Consider the following 23,767-nt stretch of genomic DNA (forward strand, 5'->3'; position numbering starts at 1 on the left):
TAGCTGAGGCTCCTGACCCGGTGGTCAGGAGCCCGCGGCCTCCGCGAGCAGTTCCACCAGGTGGTGGTGCATGCGCCGGTAGTCGACGGGCGTGATGGTCGACCACGGAGGCTGACCGTCCACCGCGCGGCGCATCTGCAGGTAGCGGCCCTTCGGCGTGTCGTAGAAGGCCACGACCCGGTCCGGCCGGACGCGCTTGCCCCACTTGTCGCGGGCGGCCGCGCCGAACTGGCCGCGGTTCGAGGCGTCGCGGACCATTTCGGCCAGCGTGTGGGCGTCGTCGCCGCGCAACTTCGTGCTCAGCGCGGCTTCCAGGTCCTCCGGAGTCGCCGCTGAGGCCGCTGCTCCGTCCAGGTCGGCCGAGGGCAGGGTGATCGAGTGGCCCTCGCCCGCCGGAGCGGCGGGCAGGGCGGTGAGCGCCTCGCGCGGGAGTCCGTCGGCCTCCGCAGGGCGCAGGATCAGCTGGGTGCCGTCGAGGATCGCCAGCACGCCCGCCTGGCCCTTGCCCGCGGCCAGCACCCGGAGGCTGCGTTCGTGCAGCCACATCCGGGCGTCGATCTCCTGCTGCGGCCGGTTGAGGACGTGCAGCAGGTCTTCCAGGGTCGGGTCCAGGGAACGCGGGCCGCCGAGACCGCGGGCGCCGAGCTGCAGCCAGACCCGGTCCTCGATGGCGCGGCGTTCCTCCGTGGTCTTGCCCGGTGACGGGACCTTCAGGACCAGCGGCATCGTCTCCAGGCCCAGGTGCTCCCAGAGAACGTCGAACTCCAGCGTGGAGATGATCACCGGGTCGCGCGTGTCGCTCGTCCCGACGTCCAAGCCGAACAGAGTCATCAGTCGGTCGTGCTCTCCCCGATGACGGGCAACGTGTAGCTGCCCACGCCGTAGATGTCGTCGCGCTCGCGGAGGTAGTCGGCGGCCTTGTGTTCCAAGTCCTCCTCTTCCTCGCCCTTGCGCCCGCCGCCCATGCCGCCGAACGGGTCGAACGACTGCGGCATCGGCACGGCCCTGCGGTGGACCTGGTCGCCGTTGTTCCCGGCACCGACGGTGCCCAGCGAGCCCATGGCGGAACCCGCCGCGCCCGAGACGCCGGCGGCGTGACCCTGGTTCATGACCGTGCCCATGGCGGCACCGGAGGCGGCGGTCGCGCCGTCCTCCATCTGCTTCACCTCGTGGCCGGCGGAGTTGCCCGAACGGCTGGAGGAGCGCTGACCCGCCAGGCCGACGCCCGCCGTGCCCGTGCCACCGGGACCGGTGGTGCTCGCCGTGACCGAGCCGTGCGTGCCCTTGGTGCCGGGAGCCGTGCTGGTGCCCGTGCTGGACGTACGCGTCGTGGAGCCCGGAGCGGGCGTGCCGCCACGAGGCGGCGGGGCAGTGGCGCCGCGCGTGCCCGTCGAGGTGCGGCCACGGGTCGCGCTGCCGCCGTTGCCGTACGCGCTGGCGCCCCAGACAGTGGCCGCGCCGATCTGGGCGCCACCGCCGTGCACGGTGCCGGAGCCGCTGATCTGCAGCTGTGGCGGCTGGGTGAACTGGCCGAGCGTCGAGGTGTTCGAGGTCGTGGACGACGCGTAGGTGGACATGACCTCACGAGCGCGGCGCTCGGCGGCGTCCTGGGCCGCCTCCTGCTTCTCGTGGTCGGTCTGGCCGCCGAAGAGGTGGGTGATGCCGCTGACGAGGGCACCCGGCTGCTCCGCGGTCACGTTGACCGGCGCCGGCATGTCCGCGCGGGCCTTCGAGACGTATCCGGCCTGCAGTTCGGCCGAGTAGCGCATGACGTCCGAGCCGGTGCGCGCGCTGTCCGCCCAGGCGGCGATCGGGTTCAGGCCCGCCTGCGCCAGGTCGGCGGCCTTGCCCTGCCACTTCGCGCCCGAGAGCGCGATGCCGGAGTGCAGGTCGTCGTTGATCTCGGTCAGCGCTGCCGACACGCCCTGCCAGCGCTCCATCGACGCGAACGACGCCGAGGCGCCGGGACCCGCGTGGATGCGCTCGTACAGTTCCTTGTGGCTGTAGCCCTGCCAGCGGTGATCTGCCATGGTCAGCACCCGCTCTTGTTCATCATGCCGGTGTTGTCGCCCTCGACCACGTTGTACTGCCGTTCGATCTGGTTGAGGTTGTCCATCGCGGTCTTGAGCTGCCGCTGGTAGTTCAGCAGGGCCTGCAGGGCCGAGTCGCCGTCCGAGATCGAACGGTCGTTGAACTTCTCCGCGGCCTCGGCGCTGACCGGGTCACCCGCCCACGGGCGCACGCGGAACTCGGTGATCGCCATCTCGATCTGCTTGTCCAGCTTGATCAGGGCGGCCGAGAACGTGCTGCGCAACGCCGGGATCGCCTCTGGCTCCACGTTCAGCTCGTGCGAAGCGGGCGGCGAGGAGTCGGCCCCGCTGCGTCCCCCTGGCGGCATGGTGGAACCTCCGGCGGTTGTACGTGCAAGCGCATCGACACTCTAACCACCGAAGGTAACGCTGGGGAGTGCGATCAGTGACATCCGCCCGAGTGGGTCAGCGCTTCTGGAGCAAACTGGCCATCGCGGCCTCTGCCACGCGCTGGGCACCGAGACAAAGATGATCTTGTTGCACGGCAGTCGAATTGCCGCCGTCGCGGAACATGACGTCGAGGAACTGCCCATCGGCAACGTCTATTTCCACATTGCAGACGTCGTGCACGTCGGGTGTGCGGACAGTGATCGCCGCGAATCCCTCGATCGCGCCCACCGTGAAGTCGACCTGGGCGTTCTCCGAGAGCCACACGTCCGCGCCCGAGGCGAGCACGAGTGCGATCCTCGCCACATTCCCACTCGTCGTGCTCCGGATCGTGCACGCCCGCGCGCTGCCGAAGCTCGGTTCGACGTACGCGCTGGGCGGGTTGTCGAGGCTCAGCGACATGCGCTGGTCGGCGGTCAGCACCCCGCAGGGGTCCACCTGGTCGAGCGGCACCGCGCGCGGCCGCTGCGGGAAGTCGAGCTGCGAGGTCGTCGTGGGTGGCGGCGGAGGGGGCGGCGGGGTGGTCAGCGAACTCTGCTTGGGCGCCGCCGTGCACCCGGCCAGCACCATCGCGACGATGAGGAGCCCCGTGGTCCGCATGGCCGGTCACCGTAGCTGCTCTGGGAAGGGGTCCGACGCCAGCCGTGACCACAGCAACTGGTCTTCGCGCTGATCATCGACCATCGCCTCCTCGCGAAGTCGACCCTCCAGGGTGAATCCGCACTTCTCCGCGACCCGCTGCGACGCCGTGTTCGACACCGCGTGCCGATACGTGACCCGGTGAACGTCCATCGCGCCGTAGACCCAGCCGAGCACGGAGTTCAGCGCGGCGGGCAGCACACCCTTGCCGCGGTGCTGCGGCTGACTCCAGCACATCACCTCGGCCGATCCGAGGTGGTGGTCGACGTTGTGGATGACGATCCCGGCCATCACCTCGGCGGTGACGGCCTCGCAGACCGCCCACGACCAGCGGTAGTCCTTCTCCCAGCCGTCGGTCATCAGCAGGACGAACGTCTCCGCGGACGGCGCGCCGTCCGCGGTCAGGCGCGGCATGTACCGCTTGGTCTCCGCGTCCGCGAAGGCCTCGGTCAACGCCGGCACGTCGTCGATGCGGTCGTCGCTGCGGAAGGCGCGCAGGTAGTACTCGCCCGCGTTGATCTCAACTGGCTCCACGGCCAGCAGGCTAGTGGTCGCCCGTGAAACCGTCGTGCCGCTCGGCCAGTTCGTCGAGTTCGTGGCGGTGTGCGGACGCCGGAAGGCCGTCCGGTGCTGTGACCAGCTCGACCACCCAGTCCACGGCCTCGGCGTCGTCCTCGCCCGCCAGCATGTCCCTGTGCACGGCGCACGGGCCCCAGCCGGCCTCCAGCAACTCCGCCGCCAGTTCCTCGGCCTCGTCGCGGTCCGGCAGGATCAGCAGCACGGTCGGCGGGATCAGCCCCCGCACGGCCAGCGCCGTCCGCAACGCCGCCGTGTCCGGCACGTGCACGCCGTCCAGCCCCGCCGCCGTCGCCGCGGCCGCGTTCGCCGCGGTGTCGTCGCAGAAGACCGCCGTCTCGTGGCCGAGCTCGTCCAGCACCCTGCGGTAGATCGCGGGATCCGGCTTCGCGAGGCCGAGCCGGGACGAGTTGAAGACCGCGTCGAACTCGGCGTCGAGGCCGAGCAGCGCCAGGTCCGCCTCCAGCCGTGTGGTCGCGTTGGACAGCAACGCCACGAAGCACTGCCGTCGTGCGGTGCGCACCAACGCCAGCGCCTCGGGGATCACCTCGCCGGGGTCGGCCGCGAAGTCAGGGCCGACCGCCTGCCGCCACTGCTCGTCGGAGATCTCCCCGGTGACCGCGCGGTGCAGCAACGACGGCTCGAAAGCTCGCGCGGCGAGCTCCGCGGACATCGGCGGGAACCTGCGCACCACGCCGTCGAGATCGAGCAACAGCAAGGGTTTCAGCGCCGGCGTCCGTTCCACTGGCCCCACAGGATCGCGACGGCGGGGATGAGCAGGAAGATCAACGGGTTCTTGACGAAGGCGAAGAACACGATCGCCACGGCCACGCCCACGACGGGAATGACCGCGCCCTCCCACCGGCGCGCGGGCGCCCTGGGGGGTTCGTTGAACATCGGCACGGGCGCGACGAACTGCGGCCGTGGATCGGGCAGGTCGTAGAACAACGCCATCAGCTCGCCGCGGGTCTTCGCCGTAGTGATCTTCGCGGACCTGTCGCCGTACTCGTTGATGTCGATGCGGCCCGCGCTCATGTGCTCACCGAGCACCTGCAACGCCTGCTGACGCTCGGTGTCACCGATGCGGATGTCCCTGCTCGGGTCGCTCACGAACCAATCGTAGGTGAGCGACCCGGCCGGTCGGTCCCGCAGCGGGCGGATCACAGCCCGCCGGTCGGTCCTGCGGCGGGCGGATCACAGCCCGCCGGTCGGTCCCGCAGCGGGCGGATCACAGCCCGCCGCCTCGGTCCACCGCGAGTGTCAGACCCCCTGAGTACGTTGGGACGCGGGGGACCCAACGCCCAGGGGGACCCCTGCGCGAGCCTGCGAGCTCAGTCCTTCAGCTCGCAGATCACGGTGCCCTGGGTGATCGGGTCGCCGGGCGCGGCCGCGAGACCCGTCACCGTGCCGGCCTTGTGCGCCGTCACCGGGTTCTCCATCTTCATGGCCTCCAGCACCACGATCAGGTCGCCCGCCTCGACGGTCTGCCCGTCCTCGACGGCCACCTTCACGATCGTGCCCTGCATCGGCGCCGCCACCGCGTCACCCGAGACAGCCGCGGAACCGCCACCGGCACGCTTCGTCTTGGGCTTCTTCACCGCGGCCGCGGGCCGGGAACCGACCGCGAGATCGCCCGGCAGCGACACCTCCAGGCGACGCCCACCGACCTCGACCACCACGGTCTGGCGCGGCGACTCGTCCTCGGCGGCCTCGGCGGCTCCGCTGAACGGCGCGATCTGGTTGTCGAACTCCGTCTCGATCCACCGCGTGTGCACGGTGAAACCCTCGGGCTTCTCGGCGGTGAACGCCGCGTCCCGCACGATCACGCGGTGGAACGGCAGCACGGTCGCCATGCCGTCGACGACCATCTCGTCCAGCGCGCGCCGCGCACGGGCCAGGGCCTCGTCGCGGTTCTCCCCGGTCACGATCAGCTTGGCCAGCAACGAGTCGAACTGCCCGCCGATCACCGAACCCGACTCGACACCGGCGTCCACGCGGACACCGGGACCGGACGGCGTGATGAACGTGGTCACCGTGCCGGGTGCGGGCAGGAAACCACGACCGGCGTCCTCGCCGTTGATCCGGAACTCGATGGAGTGCGCGCGCGGCGTCGGGTCCTCGGTGAACCGCAGCTTCTCGCCCGCGGCGATGCGGAACTGCTCGCGCACCAGGTCGAGGCCCGTCGTCTCCTCCGACACCGGGTGTTCGACCTGCAGGCGCGTGTTGACCTCCAGGAACGAGATCGACCCGTCCATCCCGACGAGGTACTCGACGGTGCCGGCGCCGTGGTAGCCGGCCTCCAGGCAGATCGCGCGAGCGGACGAGTGGATCGTGGCGCGCTGCTCGTCGGTCAGGAACGGCGCGGGCGCCTCCTCGACCAGCTTCTGGTGGCGGCGCTGCAACGAGCAGTCACGCGTGCCGACGACGATCACGTTGCCGTGGGTGTCGGCGAGGACCTGCGCCTCGACGTGGCGCGGCTTGTCCAGGTAGCGCTCGACGAAGCACTCGCCGCGGCCGAACGCCGTGACGGCCTCGCGGACCGCGGAGTCGAACAGCTCGGGGATCTCCTCGAGGGTGCGCGCGACCTTCAGGCCACGGCCACCACCGCCGAACGCCGCCTTGATCGCGACCGGCAGCCCGTGCTCGGACGCGAACGCGATGATCTCGTCCGGTCCGTTGACCGGATCCTTGGTGCCGGGCACCAGCGGCGCGCCCGCCCGCATCGCGATGTGCCGCGCGGTCACCTTGTCACCGAGGTCGCGGATCGCCTGCGGGGTCGGGCCGATCCAGACCAGACCGGCGTCGATCACGGCCTGCGCGAACTCCGCGTTCTCGGACAGGAAGCCGTAACCGGGGTGCACGGAGTCGGCGCCGGACTGGGCGGCGGCCGCCAGCACCTTCTCGAACGACAGGTAGCTCTCGCCGGGAGTGCTGCCGCCCAGCGCGAACGCCTCGTCGGCGAGCCGCACGAACGGAGCGTCGCGGTCGGGTTCGGCGTAGACGGCGACGCTCGTCAGACCGGCGTCACGGCAGGCGCGGATGACCCGGACGGCGATCTCACCGCGGTTCGCGATGAGGACCTTGCGCAGCGACACGGCGTCGTACCTCCTGCTGGACCGGTTAATTACGGCTCTGGCTGGTGCCGCAGTCTACGGAAATCGACGAACTCCGAGAGGGAGAGACGGCTCACTTCACATCAATCGTGAGCCCATCGGCAACAATCTGCGACGTGGGTGGAACCAGGTCCGTGCAGGTGATCGCCATCGTCGCTGCCGTGGTCGTCGTCGCGGGGCTGACGTTCGCCTATTTCCGGAGACCGAACAACACCGATTCAGGTCAATCCGGCACCGACCCCGGAATGCGCTGCGGTACCACCGTCTGCCAGGTCGTCATCGGCAAATCGGTCGGCAAGGACCTCGTGGAACTGCTCGCCGGAACCGGCGGCGGGCGGATCAGGGTGACCGGCGAGTCGGGCCCGTTCATCTTCGAGATGACCATCGCCGAGTCCGGCGCGACGGTGACAGCTGAGTCGCTGGAGTGCCGGGCGGCGGCGATCAGCGTGTGCCTCGTGCGCGGGGACGCCGGCGGCAAGGTGCTCGGCGAGGTGCTGTTCCGCAAGGACGGCACGTGGTCGCGCGCGCAGGCCGCCTATCTGTCCAGTGCCGGGTACCTCGGACTGCACGACGTCAACGAGGACGGCACGGCGGACATCGTCTCGGCCCAGCGCGCCTGCGACGGCCAGTGCAACGACGCGTTCGTCCAGGTGTTCTCGGCGCTCGGCGCGAACGTCGGCTGTACGACGCCGGCACCGGCGCGGGAGCAGCTTCCAGGCTGGCCCGCACCGGTGCCGAAGTTGTCGCAACTACGTCCGTGCGCTGATTCCTAAGCGGTCACGAGTTCCTTGTCGTCGGCGGTGACGGGCTCCTCGATCAGGTTCTCGCTGCGCGCCACCAGCACCGGCACGGTGATCTGGCCGGCCACGTTGGTCGCGGTGCGCATCATGTCGAGGATCGGGTCGATCGCGTAGACCACGGCCACACCGGTCGCGATCACGGCCGGCGGCAGGCCGACGACGCTCAGCGTCAGGGTGAGCATCGTGTACCAGCCGGTCGTTCCGGCCGTGGCCAGCGCGCCGAACACGGCCACGAGCACGATGCCGACGTACTGCCACACCGAGAGCTGGATGCCGAACAGGTTCGCGATGAAGATCGTCGCGACGGCCGGGTAGACCGCGGCGCACCCGTCCATCTTGGTCGTGGTGCCCAGCGGCACGGCGAAGTTCGCGTACTCCTGCGGCACGCCGAGGTCGGTGGCGGCCTTGCGGGACAACGGAAGCGTGGCGCCGGACGACCGCGACACGAACGCGAACTGCAGCGCCGTACCGGCCTTGCGGAAGAACTCGACCGGCGAGGTCTTGCCGACGAACTTCAGCAGGATCGGGTAGACGACGAACAGCACCAGAGCGGAACCGGCGTACACGGCCAGGATCAACGAGAACAGCGGCTTCACGAACGCGTTGCCGTAGGACGCGACGGCGTTGCCGATGAGGCCGAAGATGCCGATCGGGGCCAGCAGGATGATCCAGCCGACGACCTTCTGGATGATCTCGAAGAACGAGCGGACCAGGTTCGTGAACGGCGCGGCCTTCTCGCCGAGCGCGTAGGCGGCGAAGCCGACCAGCACCGCGATGAACACGACCTGCAGCACGTCGCCCTCGGTGAACGAGCTGAAGATGTTGGTGGGCACCAGGTTGTCGAGCAACGCCTGCCACGAACCGGAAGCGCGCTTGGCGAGCTTGTCGACGGCACCGGCGGCGGGTTCGATCTGCACGCCCTGGCCGAGCCGCAGGACCGAGGCGACCGCGATGCCGATCAGCACCGCGATGAACGACGTGATGGCGAACCACAGGAACGTCTTGCCGCCGAGCCGGGCGGCGGTGCGGCCGCCGCCGAGGTTCCGCAGCGACGCGATGCCGACGACGATCGCGGTGAAGACGAGCGGGATCACGGTGAGCTGCAGCAGCGCCGTGAAGGTGGAGCCGATCTTGGCGAGGACGGGCGCGAGCCACGTGCCCTTGCCGAGCCAGCCCGCCAGCGCGCCGAGGACGAGCGCGCCGAGAACTGTCAGTCCGAAGACCTTGGGCTTGCGGTATGTCTGAACGAGTGACACTGGAACATCTCCTGGGCAGGGATGAGCTGAGTGAGGGGTGGCGGAGGCGTTAGCTCCGACAACCCGTGCTCGTCCTGCGTGCCAGGTCGATGTTCCTGCGACGCGTCAAGTACTCGTTCACCGCTAGCCCCCAACGCCGGCGTTGGGGGCAGTCTTCCTCGATCGGGTGAACTGTGACCAGCGTCTACCAGAGTGTGGACACGGAAACACCCACCTGGCCGAGGAGCCTTCGGGTGAGGGGCAGGCTGATCCCGATGACCGACGTGTGGTCGCCGTCGATGCCGTCGATGAACCAGCCGCCGCGTCCGTCGATCGTGAAGCCGCCCGCGACGTGCAACGGCTCGCCCGTCGCGATGTAGGCCTCGAGCTCCTCGTCCGACGGCGTGCCGAACCGCACGGTGGTCGACTCCGCGGCCGAGGCGCGGCCCGTGATCTCTCCCGCGACGACCCGCAGCACGGTGTGCCCGGTGATCAGCACGCCGCTCTTGCCCGCCACCCGCCGCCACCGCTCGAGCGCGACCTCCGGCGTGCCGGGCTTGCCGACGAGTTCGCCCTCGAACAGCAGCATCGAGTCGCAGCCGACGACCACGCAGTCGTCGTCGTGCTCGATCGCCTCGGCCTTGGCCGCCGACAGCACGACGACGGTCTCCTCGGGCGTCGGGTTGTCCAGCGAGGCGATCAGCGCGTCCTCGTCGACACCGGAGACGCGGACGACGGGTTCGATGCCCGCGGACCGCAGGACGCTAAGACGGGCGGGTGACTGGGAGGCCAGGATCAGACGCACGGACCGAGTCTGTCACGCCTGGCGCGGCGACCTGCCGAAAGGCGAACGCGGCCGTGATCCCGATCGCGGTGACCGCCAGCAGCAGGTAGAACGTCGCTCGCACGGCCGTGGTGAAGTCGCCGGTCGCCGCGAGCACGATCTGCAGCACCGCACCCGTCACCGCGCTGCCGAGCACGTTCCCGAACTGCCGCGAGGTGTTGTAGATGCCGGATCCCGCACCCAGCAGCGACCGGTCGAGCGTGCGCGTGGAGATGTTCGTCAGCGGCGAGAACACGAGCCCCATGCCGATGCCCAGCGCGACCATCGACGGCAGCAGCACCCACTGGGAGCCGTCGCCGAGCAGGAACGTCATCGCGAAGATGCCTGCGGCCATCAGCGCGAACCCGGTGATCGGCAGGTACTTGGCGTCCGCCCGGTTCGACAGCCGCCCGGCGAACACGGCCACCACGCCGGACATCAGCGACGCCGGCGCCGTGACCAGGCCGGTCATCAGCGGCGACAGCTTCGGCACGGTCTGCAGGAACAGCGCCAGCGGCACGAACACGCCGGTCACCGTGATGCCGATCATGATGTTCGCGACGTTGCCGAGCGAGAAGTTGCGGTTGCGGAAGATCTTGAGCGGCATCAGCGGCTCCGGGTTGCGCGCCGACGCCTGCCACAGCACGAACGCCACCAGGAACAGCACACCGGCCGCGATGATCTCGGCGACGGTGATCGGTCCCGCCACCCGGCCCCACTGGTAGTGCTCGCCGTTCTGGATCCCGAACACGAGCAGGCCAAGACCGAGGCAGCACAGCACGACCCCGAGCACGTCGAACCTCGGTGCCCGGTTCGGCTGCAGGTCCGGCACCCACAGGAACAGCAGCACCAGCGCGAGCACGCCGATCGGGAGGTTCACGAAGAAGATCCACTCCCAGCCCAGGTGCGTGACCAGCACACCACCGAGCAACGGCCCGGAGACCGTCGCGAGCCCGGCCACCGACCCCCACATGCCGAGCGCCGCGCCGCGCTTGGCGGCCGGGAACAGGTGCGTGATGAACGCCATCGTCTGCGGGGTCATGGCCGCGGCGCCCAGTCCCTGGAAGACGCGCGCGGCGATCAGCGCCTCGGAACTCGTGGCGAGACCGCAGGCCAGCGAGGCCCCGAGGAAGAGGACGAGACCGATCCCGTAGAGCCGCTTGGGCCCGAACCGGTCACCGAGCCGCCCGGTGAGCAGCAACGGCACCGCGAACGCGAGCAGGTAGGCGCTGACGACCCAGATGACGTCGTTCAGGGAGGCGTTCAGGTCGGTGATCATCGACGGCAGCGCGACGTTGACGATGGTCGTGTCCAGCAGCGTCATGAAGAAGCCGATGCACAGCGCGTACACGGTCCGCCAGTTCTCACGGTCCGTCCGAGTAGTACTACTGATGCGCGATCACCTCTTCTATCGGCACTCTCGGCAGAGTGAAGCGCTGGGTGCTTGTCCTCACCGAACGCGGTTCCGATCGCGAAGGCAAGCGCAGACGGATCGCGGCACTGCTCGTCGTGCTCGGCGGCCTCATTGGATCGTGGGGCGTTGGAAGCGTGCTCGCGAGTGACCCGATCGGCTATGGAGTGCCCATCTGGCCGTTCGCCGACACCGCAGACCGCGCCGAGAACGCGCTGCTCAGCCAGATCGTGCCCGCGGTGCGTTCCGGCTCGCCGCTCAACCACGCCGGCGTGCAGGTGCTGCGGCAGACCTCCGCGTACGGCAGCGCGTTCTGGACGCTGAAGATGCAGGTCGACGGCGAGACCCGCTGTCGCGAGGTCGCCGTCGGCCTGAACGTCACCAGTCGTCGGGTGGACTGCTAACCGGGGAAACCGGAGGCGCGCCACGCGCCCGGTCCGTGCTGCGACGGCCGGCGGACCCGGCGAGCCGGGTTCGCCCACTCCGAGCGTTGCTTCGGCTTCTCCTCGGCGGGCGCGGCCGAGGCCAGCCCGGCGACGACCGCGGTCAGCGCGGCCAGTTGGTAGTCGTCCGGCGTGCCCTTGACGACCCTGAGCAGAGGCTTCTCCTCGGGCGCGGTCACAGCGGGATGTTCCCGTGCTTCTTGGGCGGCAGCGTCTCCCGCTTGTCCCGCAGCATCGACAACGCCCGCGCCACGTAACCGCGGGTGTACGACGGCGGGATCACCGAGTCGACGTACCCGCGCTCAGCGGCGACGTACGGGTTGCACAGCGCGTCCTCGTACTCCTGCTGGAGCTTCGCGCGCAGGGCGTCGACGTCCTCGCCGTTGGCGGCCGCCGCCGCGAGAGTCTTGCGGTGCACGATGTTCGCCGCACCCGACGCGCCCATGACGGCGATCTGCGCGGTCGGCCACGCGAGGTTGATGTCGGCGCCGAGGTGCTTGGAGCCCATGACGTCGTACGCGCCGCCGTACGCCTTGCGCGTGATCACGGTGACCAGCGGAACGGTGGCCTCGGCGTAGGCGTAGATCAGCTTGGCGCCGCGCCGGATGATGCCGTTCCACTCCTGGTCGGTGCCGGGCAGGAAGCCGGGCACGTCGACGAACGTCAGCACCGGGATGTTGAACGCGTCGCAGGTGCGCACGAACCGTGCGGCCTTCTCGGAGGCGTCGATGTCGAGACAGCCGGCGAACTGCGTGGGCTGGTTCGCGACGACGCCGACGCTGTGGCCGTCCACGCGGCCGAAGCCGACGAGGATGTTCGGCGCGAACAGCGGCTGCACCTCGAGGAAGTCGCCCTCGTCGAGCACGCGGTTGATGACCTCGTGCATGTCGTACGGCTGGTTCGCCGAGTCCGGGATGAGCGTGTCGAGCTCGCGGTCCTCGTCGGTGATCGAGTCGGTGATCGACCCCTCGGCCAGCGTGCCCTCGAACGCGGGCGAGTCCGAGAGGTTGTTCGACGGCAGGTAGCTCAGGAGCTCCTTGACGTACGCGATCGCGTCTTCCTCGTCGTTGCCGAGGTAGTGCGCGTTGCCCGACTTGGTGTTGTGCGTGCGACCGCCACCAAGCTCCTCCATCGTCACGTCCTCGCCGGTGACGGTCTTGATGACGTCCGGGCCGGTGATGAACATGTGCGAGGTCTGGTCGACCATCACGACGAAGTCGGTCAGCGCGGGGGAGTAGACGTGCCCGCCCGCGTTCGAGCCCATGATCAGCGAGATCTGCGGGATCACGCCGGAGGCCTTGACGTTGCGGGAGAAGATCTCGCCGTAGAGGCCCAGCGAGACGACGCCCTCCTGGATGCGCGCGCCGCCGCCCTCGTTGATGCCGACGATCGGCCGGCCGGTCTTGATCGCCAGATCCATGATCTTGACGATCTTCTCGCCGTACACCTCGCCGAGCGAGCCGCCGAAGACCGTGACGTCCTGGGAGAACACGCACACCGGACGGCCGTCGACGGTGCCGTAGCCCGTCACGACGCCGTCGCCGTACGGGCGGTTCTTCTCCTGGCCGAAGTTCGTCGAGCGGTGCCGTGCCAGCTCGTCCAGTTCGACGAACGAACCGGGGTCGAGCAGGAGGTCGATGCGCTCGCGGGCTGTCTTCTTGCCCTTCGCGTGCTGTTTTTCGACCGCGCGTTCCGAGCCGGCGTGAACCGCCTCGTCGTTGCGCCGGTAGAGGTCAACGAGCTTGCCCGCGGTGGTGTGGACGTCCGGGACGCCTGAAGCGTCGGTGGGGACGTGCCCGATCGGCTCGGTCGCACTGCTCATGAGCTCGCAGCCTAACGAGACCATTGCTGAACTGCCCCGTGCAGTTGTCCAGGTCACGGCAACCTGTTGGCAATCTCTGATCGCACGTACTCTCTTCCGTTCCAATAGCCTGGCGCGATGACCACCGCACTCGACGCCGAAGAGCTGCGCTCGCGGCTTGTCGCACCCAACGGTCCGTACGCAGCTCTCGACGTCGTGGAGACCACGGCGTCCACGAACGCCGATCTGGCCGGTTCCGGTGCCGCCGACCGCACCGTGCTGATCGCGCTGGAGCAGAGCGCGGGGCAGGGCCGTCGCGGCCGCTCCTGGTCGTCGCCCGAGGGCGGGCTCTACGTGAGCGTGCTGTTCCGGCCCGCCGGCGTGCCCGCCGCGAAGCTTCCGTGGCTGAACCTGATCGCCGGGCTGGCGTTGGTCCGGGTCGCCCAGTCGGTCGACGTCGAGGCGACGTTGAAGTGGCCGAACGACCTGCTGCTCGGCCCGGACGGCGGCAAGGGCGCCGGGATCCTGTCCGAGATCACCGCCGACGGCGCGGTCGTCGTCGGCATCGGCCTCAACGTGGCGAAGCTGCCCGCCGACGTCGAGCCCGCGCCGGGCGGCCTCGCGCCGACGTCGCTGGAGGACCTGGGCGCCGCCGAACTGGACCGCGGCGAGCTGGCGTTCCGGCTGCTGGTCGAACTTGCCGGCCTGGAAGGCGTGTGGCGCAAGAACGGCGGCGACGCGGTCGAGTCCGGCGTGCTGGAGGAGTACGAGGAGCACTCGTCGACCGTGGGCGCGCAGGTGCGCGTCGAACTTTCGGACGGTGTTCAGCTTCTCGGGGTGGCGCAGCGCATCGAGACCGACGGCACGCTGGTCGTGCGCGGCGCCGACGGTGCCGACCACGGCGTGTCCGCTGGTGACGTGGTGCATTTGCGCCCGGCGTAGTTAGGGTTGCGCCATGGCCTATCCCGACGACCTGCTGAGCTCCGGCGAGCACGTCGTGATCCACAAGCACCCCCACTGGAAGATGCTGATCTTCCCGGTGTTCTGGCTGCTGGTGGTGGTCGCGCTCGGCACCTACCTGGCCGGGCTGGTCGGCGACCAGTCGTGGGCCGCCATCGCGTGGATCGCGCTCGCCGTCGTCGGCGTCGTGCTGATCCTGTGGCTGACGCTGGCGCCGGTCGCGCGCTGGCGGACGACGCACTTCATCATCACGTCGGACCGCGTGATGTACCGCGAGGGCGTGTTCAAGCGCACAGGCCTGGACATCCCTTTGGCTCGTGTGAACAGCGTCCGCTTCGAGCACAGTCTGTTGGACAGGGTGCTCGGCTGCGGCACGCTGATCATCGAGTCGGCCTCGGACGAGCCGCTCGAGTTCGACGACATCCCGTCCGTGGAGAAGGTGCACACCATGCTGTACCGCGAGGTCAACGACAACCCGGACGACGACTTCCACCCTGGAGTGGTCGATGGGCGCGCGTGAGGTCGGTCTGCCCGACGTCGTCGGCTCCGGGTCGCTGCCTTCCGCGGTGACCATCTGGGAGGTCGGGGCTCGGGACGGGCTGCAGAACGAGTCCGTCGTCGTGCCGGTCTCGGTGAAGCTGGAGTTCCTGTCGCGGCTGGCCGACGCAGGACTGTCCGTTTTGGAGGCCACGTCCTTCGTGCACCCCAAGTGGGTGCCGCAGCTGGCCGACGCCGCCGAGTTGCTGGCCGGGCTGGATCAACGCCCCGGTGTCGTCTACCCCGTGCTGGTGCCGAACGAGCGCGGGCTGGACCGCGCCCTGGAGGCCGGTGTCACGCACATCGCGATCTTCGCGTCGGCCACGGAGACGTTCGCGTCCAAGAATCTGAACCGGACGCTGGACTCGCAGTTCGAGATGTTCGAGCCGACGGTTTCCCGTGCGCTGGCAGCGGGTCTGGACGTGCGCGGGTACGTGTCGATGTGCTTCGGCGACCCGTGGGAAGGGGCCGTGGCGCGCTCCCAGGTCGTGGCCGTGGGCGAGCGGCTGCTGGAGATGGGGTGCTCGCAGCTGTCGCTGGGGGACACCATCGGCGTGGCGACCCCCGGTCAGGTCGAGTCGTTGCTGGAGGGCTTCCGCGACGTTTCCCGGCTGGCCGTGCACTTCCACGACACCTACGGGCAGGCGCTGTCCAACACTCTGGCCGCTTTGCGTTGCGGCGTGACGACTGTGGACTCGTCCGCCGGTGGGCTGGGCGGATGTCCGTACGCGGAGTCGGCGACCGGCAACCTCGCCACCGAGGACCTGGTGTGGATGCTCGACGGGCTGGGCGTCGAGACCGGGGTCGACCTGGACAAGCTGGTCGAGACCTCGGCGTGGATGGCGGAACAGCTGGGCCGGCCGTCCCCGTCCCGCGTGGTGCGCGCGCTGACGAAGTAGCGGTCAGCCGCGCGCGGTGAACATGCCCGTCGCGACGAGCCGGAAGGCCACCTCGTCGCCGCGCCTCGCCGTTCCCTCGAACTCCACCAGGCCGAGTTCCGGGCGCTTCTTCGACAGCCGCGCGCTCAGCACCTCTGCGGCGAACGTCAGCGTGTCGCCGGGGTAGACCGGGGTCAGCCACGAGAGTTCGCGGCCTCCCGGCGAGCCCTGGGAGGTGGAGTCGCCGAGGACCGCGTCCACCCAGGCGCGCATCCAGAGTGAGGCCGTGTACCACCCGGAGGCGGACAAACCGCCGAAAATCGAGTTCTTGCCCGCTTGCTCGTCCAGGTGGAACGGTTGCGGGTCGAACTTCTTCGCGAAATCCAGCATGTCGTCCCGGTCGACGGTTACCTCGCCAAGCGGGATGATGCGGCCTGCGGGCAGATCCTCGAAGGCGATCACGTCGTTGACTCTAGTAACTGAATCCGCTGGGAACCGATCTATGGGCGACGGCGTCCTAGAGCCCGAGCCCAGGGCTATGCGTGTGAGGGGGACTCGGTGGACGACCACCGTGCGCAGGTCGAGGAGCTGCTGGCCGACTACCGGCGCAGCCGCGAGCAGCTGACTTCGGTTCAGCGCGAGCTCGCTGCCGTGTCCGCGACGGCTTCCAGTCCTGACGGGACGGTCGAGGCGACCGTGGGTCCCGGAGGCAAGCTCGTCGGGCTTGAGCTCTCTGAACTCGCCTATCGCAGGCATCGGCCCGAGCAGCTGGCCGAGTTGATCGTGCGGACCGTCGCCGCGGCCGCGGCCAGTGCGGCCGAGGACACCTATCAGGCGCTGAGCACGGTGCTGCCCGCTGCCGCGGATCCTGCCGCGGTGGTCGCCGGTACCGCTGATCTGCGGCCTTCGGAGTACGCGTCCGACGAGTACGAGACCGTCGATCTGGGGCGGCAACCCGTTCGCCGTCGCGCTGACGACGACGAGGACAACGAGCAACGGGAGAGCTGGCTCGACTCCGAGCTCATCAACAGGAGGGTCCGATGACCGGGTACTCGGCCGACCTCGAGCGCTTGGACGCCGGGGCACGCGATCTGAAGGGGTTCGCCGGGCAGGCGACCGAGATCGCGGGGACGCTCGACAAGGCGCTGGCCGCGTTCGGCGCCTGCTGGGGCGACGACGCGGTCGGGCGCAGTTTCGCCGCCTCGCACGAGAAGCCTTCCGGGGACGCCAGCGGTGCGTTGTCCGGCCTTGCGACCGTGCTGGGGGACGTGGGCGACAAGCTCGCCGCGACGGCCGAGACGTACCGGCACGCCGAGCAGAGCAACGCGTCCGCGATGAGAAGGTTGGAGGGCTGACATGGGCATCGAGCTTCCCGCCGAACTCACCGCCATCGCCGCCAAGGCCGGTGTCTCCTGGCCCAAGGCCGACGAGGACGCCATGCGTTCCAGCGCCACCGCGTGGCGCGAGGCGGGCGACAAGATCAAGAACCTCGGAACGTCCTCCGACGGTGCCGCAGGCCGTGCCCTGGGCGGCATGTCCGGCGGAACCGCTGACGCCGCGCGGGGCCGTTGGGCGAAGGTCGTGGCACCGGACGGCGACTTCCACCGCGCGGCCCGAGGGTGTCACGCCGCCGCCGACCGTCTCGACCACGCCGCCCAGCAGGTCGGTGCCGCGAAGGTCGAGATCGTCCGCGAGCTCGTGACGCTCGCCAAGAACAACGATGCCGCGACGGCCTCGGCCAACGCCGGCAACCCCAACGCGCTGCTCGGCCTCGACACGCTGACCAAGGGCGCCGCGGCCAACGTCGCGAACCTCCAGAACACGCTGAGCTCCGCCATCCGGCTGGACAGCGGCATCGACATGAGCCAGGGCTCGCAGCCCGTCAACACCGCACCCGGCGCCCACGGGCCCGGCGGTGGCGGTGGTGGTGGCCTGCTGTCGCCCGTCACGAACATCGTCGGTGGCGTGGTGGCCCCGGTGGCGGGCGTCGTCGCTCCCATCGTCGAGCCCGTCGCCGCCGTGGTCGCTCCGGTGACCGAAGCCGTGGCCCCGGCCGTCGGCGCGGTGACCGCTCCGGTCGCGCCCGTCGTCGGTGCGGTGACGGCACCTCTCGCACCTGTCGTCGGTGCGGTGACCGACGCGGCCGGGCCGATCCTCGACGCCGCCGGTCCCGTCACCGCGCCCGCCGCCGCAGTCGTGCACCCGGTGCTCGACGCGGTACCCGGTGGCCGTGACGCCGCCGGTCCGGTGTTCGACAACGGCGCCGGTGAGGGCCCGCGCGGCGAGACCCCCGGCCGCGGTGAGGGCAAGGGGCTGCTGCCCGGCATCGTGGCCGACGCGGGACAGGCGGCCGGCCCGGCCGTGGCGCCCGTCGCGCACGCGGTGGCGGACGTGATCCCGAGCGTGCACGGCAGCCTCGGCCCGATCGCCGAAGGCACGACCCAGGCCTCCGGTGCCGTGCTCGACCCGACTTTGGTCCGCGGCTCCGACGCGCACGGCCCGGTTTCCTCCGCGCCCCAGGCAGCGGCACCCGCTGCCCAGGCCGCTCCCGCTGCCCCGGCGATGGGCGCGGCCCCGGCCGGTGGCCCGATCGGTGGCGCCGTGGGTGCTGTCGGCGGTGCTGTGAGTGGTGCTGTCGGTGGTGCTCCGGCGGCGGCCTCGCAGGTCGGTGCCGTCGTGGGCCAGCAGAGCGGCGCGCAGGTCCCAGCGCAGCAGGGACAGGCGGGTCAGCAGAGCCAGGCCGCCCAGCAGGCCGCCAAGGCCACCGACGCCAAGGCAGCGGACGCGAAGGCCGCCGAGCTCAAGTCCGGTGAAGCCAAGGCCGGCGAGGCCAAGACGGGCGCGCCGCAGGGCGTGGCCAAGACCGGTGCGCCGGGCGGAGCTCAGGCGCTGAGCGGCCAGGTCGGCAACCAGCCCGGCCAGGCGCAGAGCCAGATCGCCACTCAGCAGGGGCCTCAGTCCGGCAACCAGGGACCTGGCCAGAGCCAGTCCAACCAGCCGAGCCAGGCCTCCGCGATCACCAAGGACGCGCTGGCCAAGGACCAGGCGGCCAAGGACGCGCTGCACCACGACTCGGAGTCCGTCGACTTCGATCCCGAGACGGGATTCGGCCCGCAGAAGGTCGGCGACACCATCGCCACCCCGGCCGCTCCTGGCGCGGACGTCGACCTCGGGGCCACCGGCGCCGGAACCGACACCCGCGAGATCACCACCTCGGGACCGCTGGCGACCGTCGACCCCGGCGGCCACCCGGCGTCGCACGCGCTGAGCGACCGCCTCGAGAACCGGGAGAACCAGGCGCTGGTCACCGGCGTCGCCGGCGAGATCATCGGCCACACCTACACCGCCGCGGCCGCCGGCAGCTGGTTCATGGCCATCTTCCTGAGCGCGGGCCGAGCTCCGCGCCTGGCCCGCAAGCCGGCCCGCCAGCTCCCGCCGCCCCCGCAGGCCGACGAGCAGGTCGTCCCGAGGTTCGCCCCGGACGACCACCCGCAGCGGGTCGACACGTCCGCCCCGCGGCCGTCCACGCAGTCCGGCGGTCTCGGCAAAGATCACCCGATCGTGCAGGAGCTCCTGGAGGGCCACGACCCGCTCGCGGGCATGCACGAACGCGACTGGGAAAGCCTGTTCCAGCACGAGGACGGCACCCCGCGCTGGCCGCTCGAACGTGAGGGTGGCTACGAGGACAGCCAGGCCGAGATCCTGAAGGAGGGCGCCGAACTGGACAGGTTCGGCACTCCGGAAGGCCGCGTCCTGAGCGCGGCGGGCACCCCGTTCGCCCAGCGCTCCCTGCCGCCCCTGGCAGCGGAGGAGGGCTACCGGAAGTACCGCGTCACCAAGGACCTGCCCGTGCACCGCACGATCAGCGCGCCCTGGTTCGGCCAGCCCGGCGGGGCGAGCCGGTACCGCACCACCTACCCCGTCGCGGACCTCGTCGCGCTCGGCTACCTCACGGAGATCACCGCATGAACGTCGAGTCGCTGCCCGAGTGGCTGACCAGGATCGGCGTTCCGGACGACGTCGTCAGCATCGGTGAGGAGACGGACCAGCGCTGGTGCCTCCTCAGCGACGAGACCGGTCACGAGGTGTTCTGGCAGGAGCAGGGCAACCGCTACGACTGGGCCCGGTTCGACGACGAGAGCGTGGCGTGCCACTACCTCTTCGGCCGTCTCGCCTGGGCCCAGGTCGCGCGCGGAGGTCTTACCGTTCCAACAGCTTGAGCGCCGCCTCGTGCAGGTGGCCGTTCGACGTCAGCACACTGCCGCCGTCGTAGCGCTCCTCACCGTCCAGTGAGGTGAAACGGCCACCCGCCTCGGTCACCAGGACCTGGAACGGCGCGATGTCCCACGGGTTCGCGACGCACTCGGGCGCGAGGTCGATCGCGCCCTCGGCCACCAGGCAGTGCTGGTAGAAGTCGCCGAACGCACGGCTCTCCCAGGTCGCGTCGACCAAACGCAGGTACGCCTCGCGAGAGTGGTACTCGACCCACGACTTGATGTCCGTCGTGGAGACGTAGGCGTCCTCGAGAGAACGCACGCCGGACACGGAGATCGCGCGCTCACCGGACGCCTCCGAAGCGAACGCGCCCCCACCGGCGGCGGCCCACCAGCGGCGGCTCATGGCGGGCGCGGACACGACGCCGACGACCGGGACGCCGTCCTCGACCAGGGCGATCAGCGTCGCCCAGATCGGCACGCCGCGCAGGAAGTTCTTGGTGCCGTCGATCGGGTCGAGCACCCAGACGCGCTTCGCGTCCAGCGTGCCGCCGCGTTCCTCGCCCATGACGACGTCGTCGGGACGCTCGGAGGCCAGCACGGCACGGACCGCGTCCTCCACCGCGACGTCGGCATCGGTGACGGGCGTGCGGTCCGGCTTGCGCTCCACGGCGAGGTCGTGAGCGCGGAATCGGGTCGCGGTGATCGCGTCGGCGGCGTCGGCGAGGCGGAGGGCCAGTTCGAGATCAGCATCGTGGCGTGACACGCGGCGATCGTTCCACGAATACGCTGGGCCCCGTGAGCGTGGTGTTGCTGGCCGAGGACGATCCGGCCATCGCGGAACCTCTCTCCCGCGCGTTGACGCGGGAGGGCTATTCGGTGCAGGTCGTGGGCGACGGGCCAAAGGCCTTCGAAGCCGCCATCGCCGGGGGTATCGACCTCCTGGTGCTGGACCTCGGCCTGCCGGGCATGGACGGGTTGGAGGTGTGCCGCAGGCTGCGCCAGAGCGGCAGAGGCGTACCCGTGCTGATGCTCACCGCCCGAGCCGACGAGGTCGACTTCGTCGTCGGCCTCGACGCCGGCGCGGACGACTACGTCGCCAAGCCGTTCCGCCTGGCCGAGCTGATGGCCCGCATCCGGGCCCTGCTGCGCCGTCGCGCGCCGGGAACGCTGGAGGTCAACGGCGTCCGCGTCGACCTGGCCGCCCGCCGAGTCACGGTCGACGGCGGCGAGATCCAGCTGGCGAACAAGGAGTTCGAGCTGCTCAAGGTGCTGATCCAGCGCGCGGGGCAGGTCGTGAGCCGCGACGAGATCCTGTCCGAGGTCTGGAACGACCCCGACCTCAAGGGCAGCAAGACGCTCGACATGCACATGTCGTGGCTGCGCAGGAAGCTCAGCGACGGCACCCCGAACTCCGCCGAGAAGCGCATCGCGACCGTGCGGGGCCGTGGCTTCCGCTTCAACGCCGACTAGTGCGCCGCCGGATCCTGCGGGCGATCCTGCTCGCCGTCGCCGTCACGGGCTTCGTGCTCGGCCTGCCGCTCGGCTACACCGCGCTGCAACTCGTCGAGGACACCGCCCGCGGCAGCCTCACCGAGCGAGCCCAGCAGATCGCGACGACGCTCGACGACCAGCTCGCCAAGCAGCAGAGCATCGACATCGAGGCCGTACGGGTCGCGATACCGACCGACGGCCGCCTCACGGTGATCTCGGCGGGCACCACCAAGGTCACGGGACCCTCGCCGGGCGACGACCCGCTGGCCGTCGAACTGACGATCGCCCAGCAGGGCACCGTCCGGCTGGAGATCCCCTCCGGACCGATGCACACGCAGCAGGCCCAGGTCGCGGGCCTGGTGCTGCTCCTGCTGGCGCTCTCGGTGGGCACCGGCACCGTCGTGGCCCTGGTGACGGCGCAAACGCTTGCCCGCCCGTTGGGGCACGTGGCCGCCCGCGCGTCCCGGCTGGGTGCGGGCGACTTCCGCGCCGACGACCAGCGCTACAACATCGAGGAACTCGACGCGGTCTCCGAAGCCCTCGACACCTCCGCCACCGCCCTCGCTCGCCTGGTCCAGCGCGAACGCGAGCTGGTCGGCGACGTCTCCCACCAGCTCCGCAGCCGTCTCACGGCCCTGCAACTGCGCCTGGAGGCGCTGGCGGAGCACCCGGAACCTGACACGGCCGCCGAGGCCCGTGCCGCCCTCGAACAGGCCGAACGCCTCGCCGCCGTGCTGGACGAACTCCTCGCCGCCGCCCGTGCGGCCCGGGCCGTCGGCGCCGAACCGCTGGAGCTGCGGCCCGCGCTGAACCTGATCGCCGAGGAGTGGCGCGAGCAGGTCAGGGGCCAGGGCAGGGCGTTGCGCGTCCGCGTCCCGGACGGCCTGCTCGCCCGCGCCACCCCCGCCCGCCTGCGCGAGGCCATCGGAGTGCTGCTGGACAACGCCCTGCGCCACGGCGAGGGGTCCGTCGTCATCACCGCGCGCAGCGAGGAGGGCACGGTCGTGGTCGAGGTCAGCGACGGCGGCTCAGGTGTGCCGGACGACCTGGCTGCGCACATCTTCGAGCGCGGCGTCTCCGGCGGCGGCTCGACCGGGGTGGGGCTGGCGCTCGCACGGGCGCTGGTCGACGCGGACGGCGGCCGGTTGGAGCTGTCCACGGCGCGGCCGGCGACGTTCGCCGTGTTCCTGCCGGTGCCGAAGGCTCAGGACGTGGTGGGCATCTCCTGGAAGACGCCGGGCACACCCCGTTAGGAGTGGCCGAGTTCCTTCTCGTCCTCGATCGACCGGCTCCTGCGGGCGTTCTCCTCGGGGAAGACCCAGTTCTTGTAGCCGTACCAGCGGAAGGCCATCGCGATGAGCGTGCCGATGATCTGCGCGCTCAGGAAGTCCGAGATCTCCTCCGTGAGTCGCGACACGTGCGGCTCCTGCAGGTGGAACGCGTACCGCGCGATGTACAGCGGCGCCGAGTTCAGCACGATGCCGATGCCGTTGACCAGGAAGAACAGCAGCGCCTCGTGGTGACGCTCGCGGCCGCCGCGGGTGCGGAACGACCACTCCCTGTTCAGGATGTACGACACGATCGTGGCGACCAGGGTCGCGATGATCTTCGCGGTCACCGGGTTGTTCGGCAGGACGACCGTCTTGATCCCGAAGAACAGGACGGTGTCGATCACGAAGCAGGTGCCCCCGACCAGGGCGAACTTGACTAGTTCACGATGCTTCAGCGCGATCGACCGGATCGGCTCCGGAAACCGCGAGATCACTGTTTCGCCTAGGGACACGCGACGAGTCTACGGAGATCGGGTGAACGCGCCGGTCCGGCCGCGCGTCGGCGTCCGGGAACACCCAGCGCCGCATCGCCCAGAACTTGAAGCCGGTGGCGAGCAGCATGCCGATGATCGAGCCGGAGACGAAGTCCGCGATCTCCTCGGTGAACACCGAGACGAACGGTGCCTGGAGGCCGAACAGGTGCCGCGACAGCCACAGAGGCAGGATGTTGATCCCCACGCCCAGGCCGCTGACCAGGAAGAACAGTGCGGCTTCGTGGTGACGCTCGCGGCCACCGCGGGTGTGGAACGACCACTCGCGGGACAGCACGTACGAGGCGATGATCGCCACCAGCACGCCGATGACCTTCGCCGTGACGACCTTGTCGGTCAGCACGGTGAGCTTGAGCGCGTACCAGACACCGTTGTCGATCAGGAACGTCGTGCCGCCGACCAGGGCGAACCTGATCATCTCGCGGTGCTTGTGCAGCAGGAACTGGAGTGGTTCTGGCAACCGGCTCATGGCACGGCGAACGACTGGCAGCACCTGCCCAGCTTACGGATCAAGGTAACGGCCACTGCCTCCGGGTGTTACTTT

Annotated in this window: 28 protein-coding genes; 11 read left to right on the top strand and 17 right to left on the bottom strand. The window is 70.2% G+C overall.

Annotated elements, in window-relative coordinates:
- Positions 1 to 24: 24 nt before the first annotated feature.
- The 8 genes from ACIQF0_RS40405 to ACIQF0_RS40440 form a co-directional block, all read right to left on the bottom strand.
- A complete protein-coding gene (locus tag ACIQF0_RS40405; protein ID WP_360044233.1) occupies positions 25 to 831 on the bottom strand; it encodes an ESX secretion-associated protein EspG in 807 nt (268 codons plus the stop codon).
- A complete protein-coding gene (locus tag ACIQF0_RS40410) occupies positions 831 to 2,030 on the bottom strand; it encodes a PPE domain-containing protein (protein ID WP_401038995.1) in 1,200 nt (399 codons plus the stop codon). The genes ACIQF0_RS40405 and ACIQF0_RS40410 overlap by 1 nt, the downstream gene beginning before the upstream one ends.
- 2 nt (positions 2,031 to 2,032) lie before the next feature.
- Complete coding sequence (locus tag ACIQF0_RS40415; protein ID WP_360044227.1) at positions 2,033 to 2,398, bottom strand: transcriptional regulator; 366 nt, start codon at positions 2,396 to 2,398, stop codon at positions 2,033 to 2,035.
- A 97-nt stretch (positions 2,399 to 2,495) separates the two neighbouring features.
- Positions 2,496 to 3,077: a DUF3558 domain-containing protein gene (locus tag ACIQF0_RS40420; protein ID WP_360044224.1), complete on the bottom strand. Its 582-nt coding sequence runs from the start codon at positions 3,075 to 3,077 to the stop codon at positions 2,496 to 2,498.
- 6 nt (positions 3,078 to 3,083) lie between these two features.
- Positions 3,084 to 3,650: a GNAT family N-acetyltransferase gene (locus tag ACIQF0_RS40425; protein ID WP_401038998.1), complete on the bottom strand. Its 567-nt coding sequence runs from the start codon at positions 3,648 to 3,650 to the stop codon at positions 3,084 to 3,086.
- Positions 3,651 to 3,660: 10 nt separating this feature from the next.
- Positions 3,661 to 4,437 carry an HAD-IA family hydrolase gene (locus ACIQF0_RS40430; protein ID WP_401039001.1) on the bottom strand — a complete coding sequence of 259 codons (777 nt, stop codon included), beginning with the start codon at positions 4,435 to 4,437 and terminating at the stop codon, positions 3,661 to 3,663.
- On the bottom strand, positions 4,416 to 4,802 hold the full coding sequence (locus ACIQF0_RS40435; protein WP_401039003.1) for a DUF1707 domain-containing protein: 387 nt from the start codon (positions 4,800 to 4,802) through the stop codon (positions 4,416 to 4,418). Before ACIQF0_RS40435 ends, ACIQF0_RS40430 begins: the two co-directional genes overlap by 22 nt.
- A 221-nt stretch (positions 4,803 to 5,023) precedes the next feature.
- Complete coding sequence (locus ACIQF0_RS40440; RefSeq protein ID WP_401039005.1) at positions 5,024 to 6,787, bottom strand: acetyl/propionyl/methylcrotonyl-CoA carboxylase subunit alpha; 1,764 nt, start codon at positions 6,785 to 6,787, stop codon at positions 5,024 to 5,026.
- A 134-nt stretch (positions 6,788 to 6,921) separates the two neighbouring features.
- On the opposite strand from ACIQF0_RS40440, the gene ACIQF0_RS40445 reads away from it, so the two are divergent.
- Positions 6,922 to 7,578 (top strand): hypothetical protein, encoded by a 657-nt coding sequence (locus tag ACIQF0_RS40445; RefSeq protein ID WP_401039007.1) that lies wholly within the window; start codon positions 6,922 to 6,924, stop codon positions 7,576 to 7,578.
- On the opposite strand, the gene ACIQF0_RS40450 is transcribed toward ACIQF0_RS40445, so the two are convergent.
- From ACIQF0_RS40450 to ACIQF0_RS40460, 3 genes are all read right to left on the bottom strand, one after another.
- Positions 7,575 to 8,861, bottom strand: a complete 1,287-nt coding sequence (locus tag ACIQF0_RS40450; RefSeq protein ID WP_401039010.1) for a dicarboxylate/amino acid:cation symporter — start codon at positions 8,859 to 8,861, stop codon at positions 7,575 to 7,577. The genes ACIQF0_RS40445 and ACIQF0_RS40450 overlap by 4 nt on opposite strands.
- Positions 8,862 to 9,045: 184 nt before the next feature.
- Positions 9,046 to 9,645 (bottom strand): Maf family protein, encoded by a 600-nt coding sequence (locus ACIQF0_RS40455; RefSeq protein WP_401039012.1) that lies wholly within the window; start codon positions 9,643 to 9,645, stop codon positions 9,046 to 9,048.
- The gene (locus ACIQF0_RS40460) at positions 9,605 to 11,014 is read right to left on the bottom strand and encodes an MFS transporter (RefSeq protein ID WP_401039015.1); all 1,410 of its coding nucleotides are present in this window, start codon (positions 11,012 to 11,014) and stop codon (positions 9,605 to 9,607) included. The genes ACIQF0_RS40455 and ACIQF0_RS40460 overlap by 41 nt, the downstream gene beginning before the upstream one ends.
- Positions 11,015 to 11,091: 77 nt before the next feature.
- On the opposite strand from ACIQF0_RS40460, the gene ACIQF0_RS40465 reads away from it, so the two are divergent.
- Complete coding sequence (locus ACIQF0_RS40465) at positions 11,092 to 11,478, top strand: hypothetical protein (protein ID WP_360044197.1); 387 nt, start codon at positions 11,092 to 11,094, stop codon at positions 11,476 to 11,478.
- Here the strand turns inward: ACIQF0_RS40465 and ACIQF0_RS40470 are convergent.
- Entirely contained in the window at positions 11,475 to 11,696 is a 222-nt protein-coding gene (locus ACIQF0_RS40470; RefSeq protein ID WP_401039018.1) for an acyl-CoA carboxylase subunit epsilon, read from the bottom strand. The two genes, ACIQF0_RS40465 and ACIQF0_RS40470, sit on opposite strands and share 4 nt — an antisense overlap.
- Positions 11,693 to 13,339: an acyl-CoA carboxylase subunit beta gene (locus tag ACIQF0_RS40475; protein ID WP_401039021.1), complete on the bottom strand. Its 1,647-nt coding sequence runs from the start codon at positions 13,337 to 13,339 to the stop codon at positions 11,693 to 11,695. Before ACIQF0_RS40475 ends, ACIQF0_RS40470 begins: the two co-directional genes overlap by 4 nt.
- Positions 13,340 to 13,456: 117 nt before the next feature.
- On the opposite strand from ACIQF0_RS40475, the gene ACIQF0_RS40480 reads away from it, so the two are divergent.
- The 3 genes from ACIQF0_RS40480 to ACIQF0_RS40490 are packed head-to-tail and all read left to right on the top strand — an operon-like array spanning position 13,457 to position 15,714.
- Positions 13,457 to 14,260: a biotin--[acetyl-CoA-carboxylase] ligase gene (locus ACIQF0_RS40480; protein ID WP_360044188.1), complete on the top strand. Its 804-nt coding sequence runs from the start codon at positions 13,457 to 13,459 to the stop codon at positions 14,258 to 14,260.
- Between the two features lie 13 nt (positions 14,261 to 14,273).
- Positions 14,274 to 14,798 (top strand): PH domain-containing protein, encoded by a 525-nt coding sequence (locus ACIQF0_RS40485; protein ID WP_401039024.1) that lies wholly within the window; start codon positions 14,274 to 14,276, stop codon positions 14,796 to 14,798.
- Positions 14,785 to 15,714: a hydroxymethylglutaryl-CoA lyase gene (locus ACIQF0_RS40490; protein ID WP_401039027.1), complete on the top strand. Its 930-nt coding sequence runs from the start codon at positions 14,785 to 14,787 to the stop codon at positions 15,712 to 15,714. Before ACIQF0_RS40485 ends, ACIQF0_RS40490 begins: the two co-directional genes overlap by 14 nt.
- A gap of 3 nt (positions 15,715 to 15,717) precedes the next feature.
- On the opposite strand, the gene ACIQF0_RS40495 is transcribed toward ACIQF0_RS40490, so the two are convergent.
- Positions 15,718 to 16,155 carry a MaoC family dehydratase gene (locus tag ACIQF0_RS40495; RefSeq protein ID WP_401039030.1) on the bottom strand — a complete coding sequence of 146 codons (438 nt, stop codon included), beginning with the start codon at positions 16,153 to 16,155 and terminating at the stop codon, positions 15,718 to 15,720.
- Between the two features lie 96 nt (positions 16,156 to 16,251).
- Between ACIQF0_RS40495 and ACIQF0_RS40500 the strand changes: the two genes are divergently transcribed.
- Genes ACIQF0_RS40500 through ACIQF0_RS40515 form a run of 4 tightly spaced genes read left to right on the top strand, consistent with a single transcriptional unit; the run spans position 16,252 to position 19,913 of the window.
- The gene (locus ACIQF0_RS40500; RefSeq protein WP_360044176.1) at positions 16,252 to 16,737 is read left to right on the top strand and encodes a YbaB/EbfC family nucleoid-associated protein; all 486 of its coding nucleotides are present in this window, start codon (positions 16,252 to 16,254) and stop codon (positions 16,735 to 16,737) included.
- Positions 16,734 to 17,048 (top strand): WXG100 family type VII secretion target, encoded by a 315-nt coding sequence (locus tag ACIQF0_RS40505; protein WP_401039032.1) that lies wholly within the window; start codon positions 16,734 to 16,736, stop codon positions 17,046 to 17,048. Before ACIQF0_RS40500 ends, ACIQF0_RS40505 begins: the two co-directional genes overlap by 4 nt.
- Position 17,049: 1 nt before the next feature.
- Entirely contained in the window at positions 17,050 to 19,662 is a 2,613-nt protein-coding gene (locus ACIQF0_RS40510; RefSeq protein ID WP_401039035.1) for a glycohydrolase toxin TNT-related protein, read from the top strand.
- Positions 19,659 to 19,913: a hypothetical protein gene (locus tag ACIQF0_RS40515; RefSeq protein ID WP_360044167.1), complete on the top strand. Its 255-nt coding sequence runs from the start codon at positions 19,659 to 19,661 to the stop codon at positions 19,911 to 19,913. Before ACIQF0_RS40510 ends, ACIQF0_RS40515 begins: the two co-directional genes overlap by 4 nt.
- Here ACIQF0_RS40515 and hisN read toward each other — a convergent pair.
- Positions 19,894 to 20,673, bottom strand: a complete 780-nt coding sequence (gene hisN, locus ACIQF0_RS40520) for a histidinol-phosphatase (protein ID WP_360044164.1) — start codon at positions 20,671 to 20,673, stop codon at positions 19,894 to 19,896. The two genes, ACIQF0_RS40515 and hisN, sit on opposite strands and share 20 nt — an antisense overlap.
- A gap of 32 nt (positions 20,674 to 20,705) precedes the next feature.
- On the opposite strand from hisN, the gene ACIQF0_RS40525 reads away from it, so the two are divergent.
- Positions 20,706 to 21,380 carry a response regulator transcription factor gene (locus ACIQF0_RS40525; protein WP_330272542.1) on the top strand — a complete coding sequence of 225 codons (675 nt, stop codon included), beginning with the start codon at positions 20,706 to 20,708 and terminating at the stop codon, positions 21,378 to 21,380.
- Positions 21,380 to 22,654: an ATP-binding protein gene (locus ACIQF0_RS40530; protein WP_360044160.1), complete on the top strand. Its 1,275-nt coding sequence runs from the start codon at positions 21,380 to 21,382 to the stop codon at positions 22,652 to 22,654. Before ACIQF0_RS40525 ends, ACIQF0_RS40530 begins: the two co-directional genes overlap by 1 nt.
- Here the strand turns inward: ACIQF0_RS40530 and ACIQF0_RS40535 are convergent.
- Entirely contained in the window at positions 22,651 to 23,184 is a 534-nt protein-coding gene (locus tag ACIQF0_RS40535) for a GtrA family protein (RefSeq protein WP_401039040.1), read from the bottom strand. The two genes, ACIQF0_RS40530 and ACIQF0_RS40535, sit on opposite strands and share 4 nt — an antisense overlap.
- On the bottom strand, positions 23,114 to 23,713 hold the full coding sequence (locus ACIQF0_RS40540; RefSeq protein ID WP_396425391.1) for a GtrA family protein: 600 nt from the start codon (positions 23,711 to 23,713) through the stop codon (positions 23,114 to 23,116). Before ACIQF0_RS40540 ends, ACIQF0_RS40535 begins: the two co-directional genes overlap by 71 nt.
- Positions 23,714 to 23,767 lie beyond the last annotated feature (54 nt).

The organism is Lentzea sp. NPDC092896, from assembly GCF_044754905.1.
GTDB lineage: Bacteria > Actinomycetota > Actinomycetes > Mycobacteriales > Pseudonocardiaceae > Lentzea.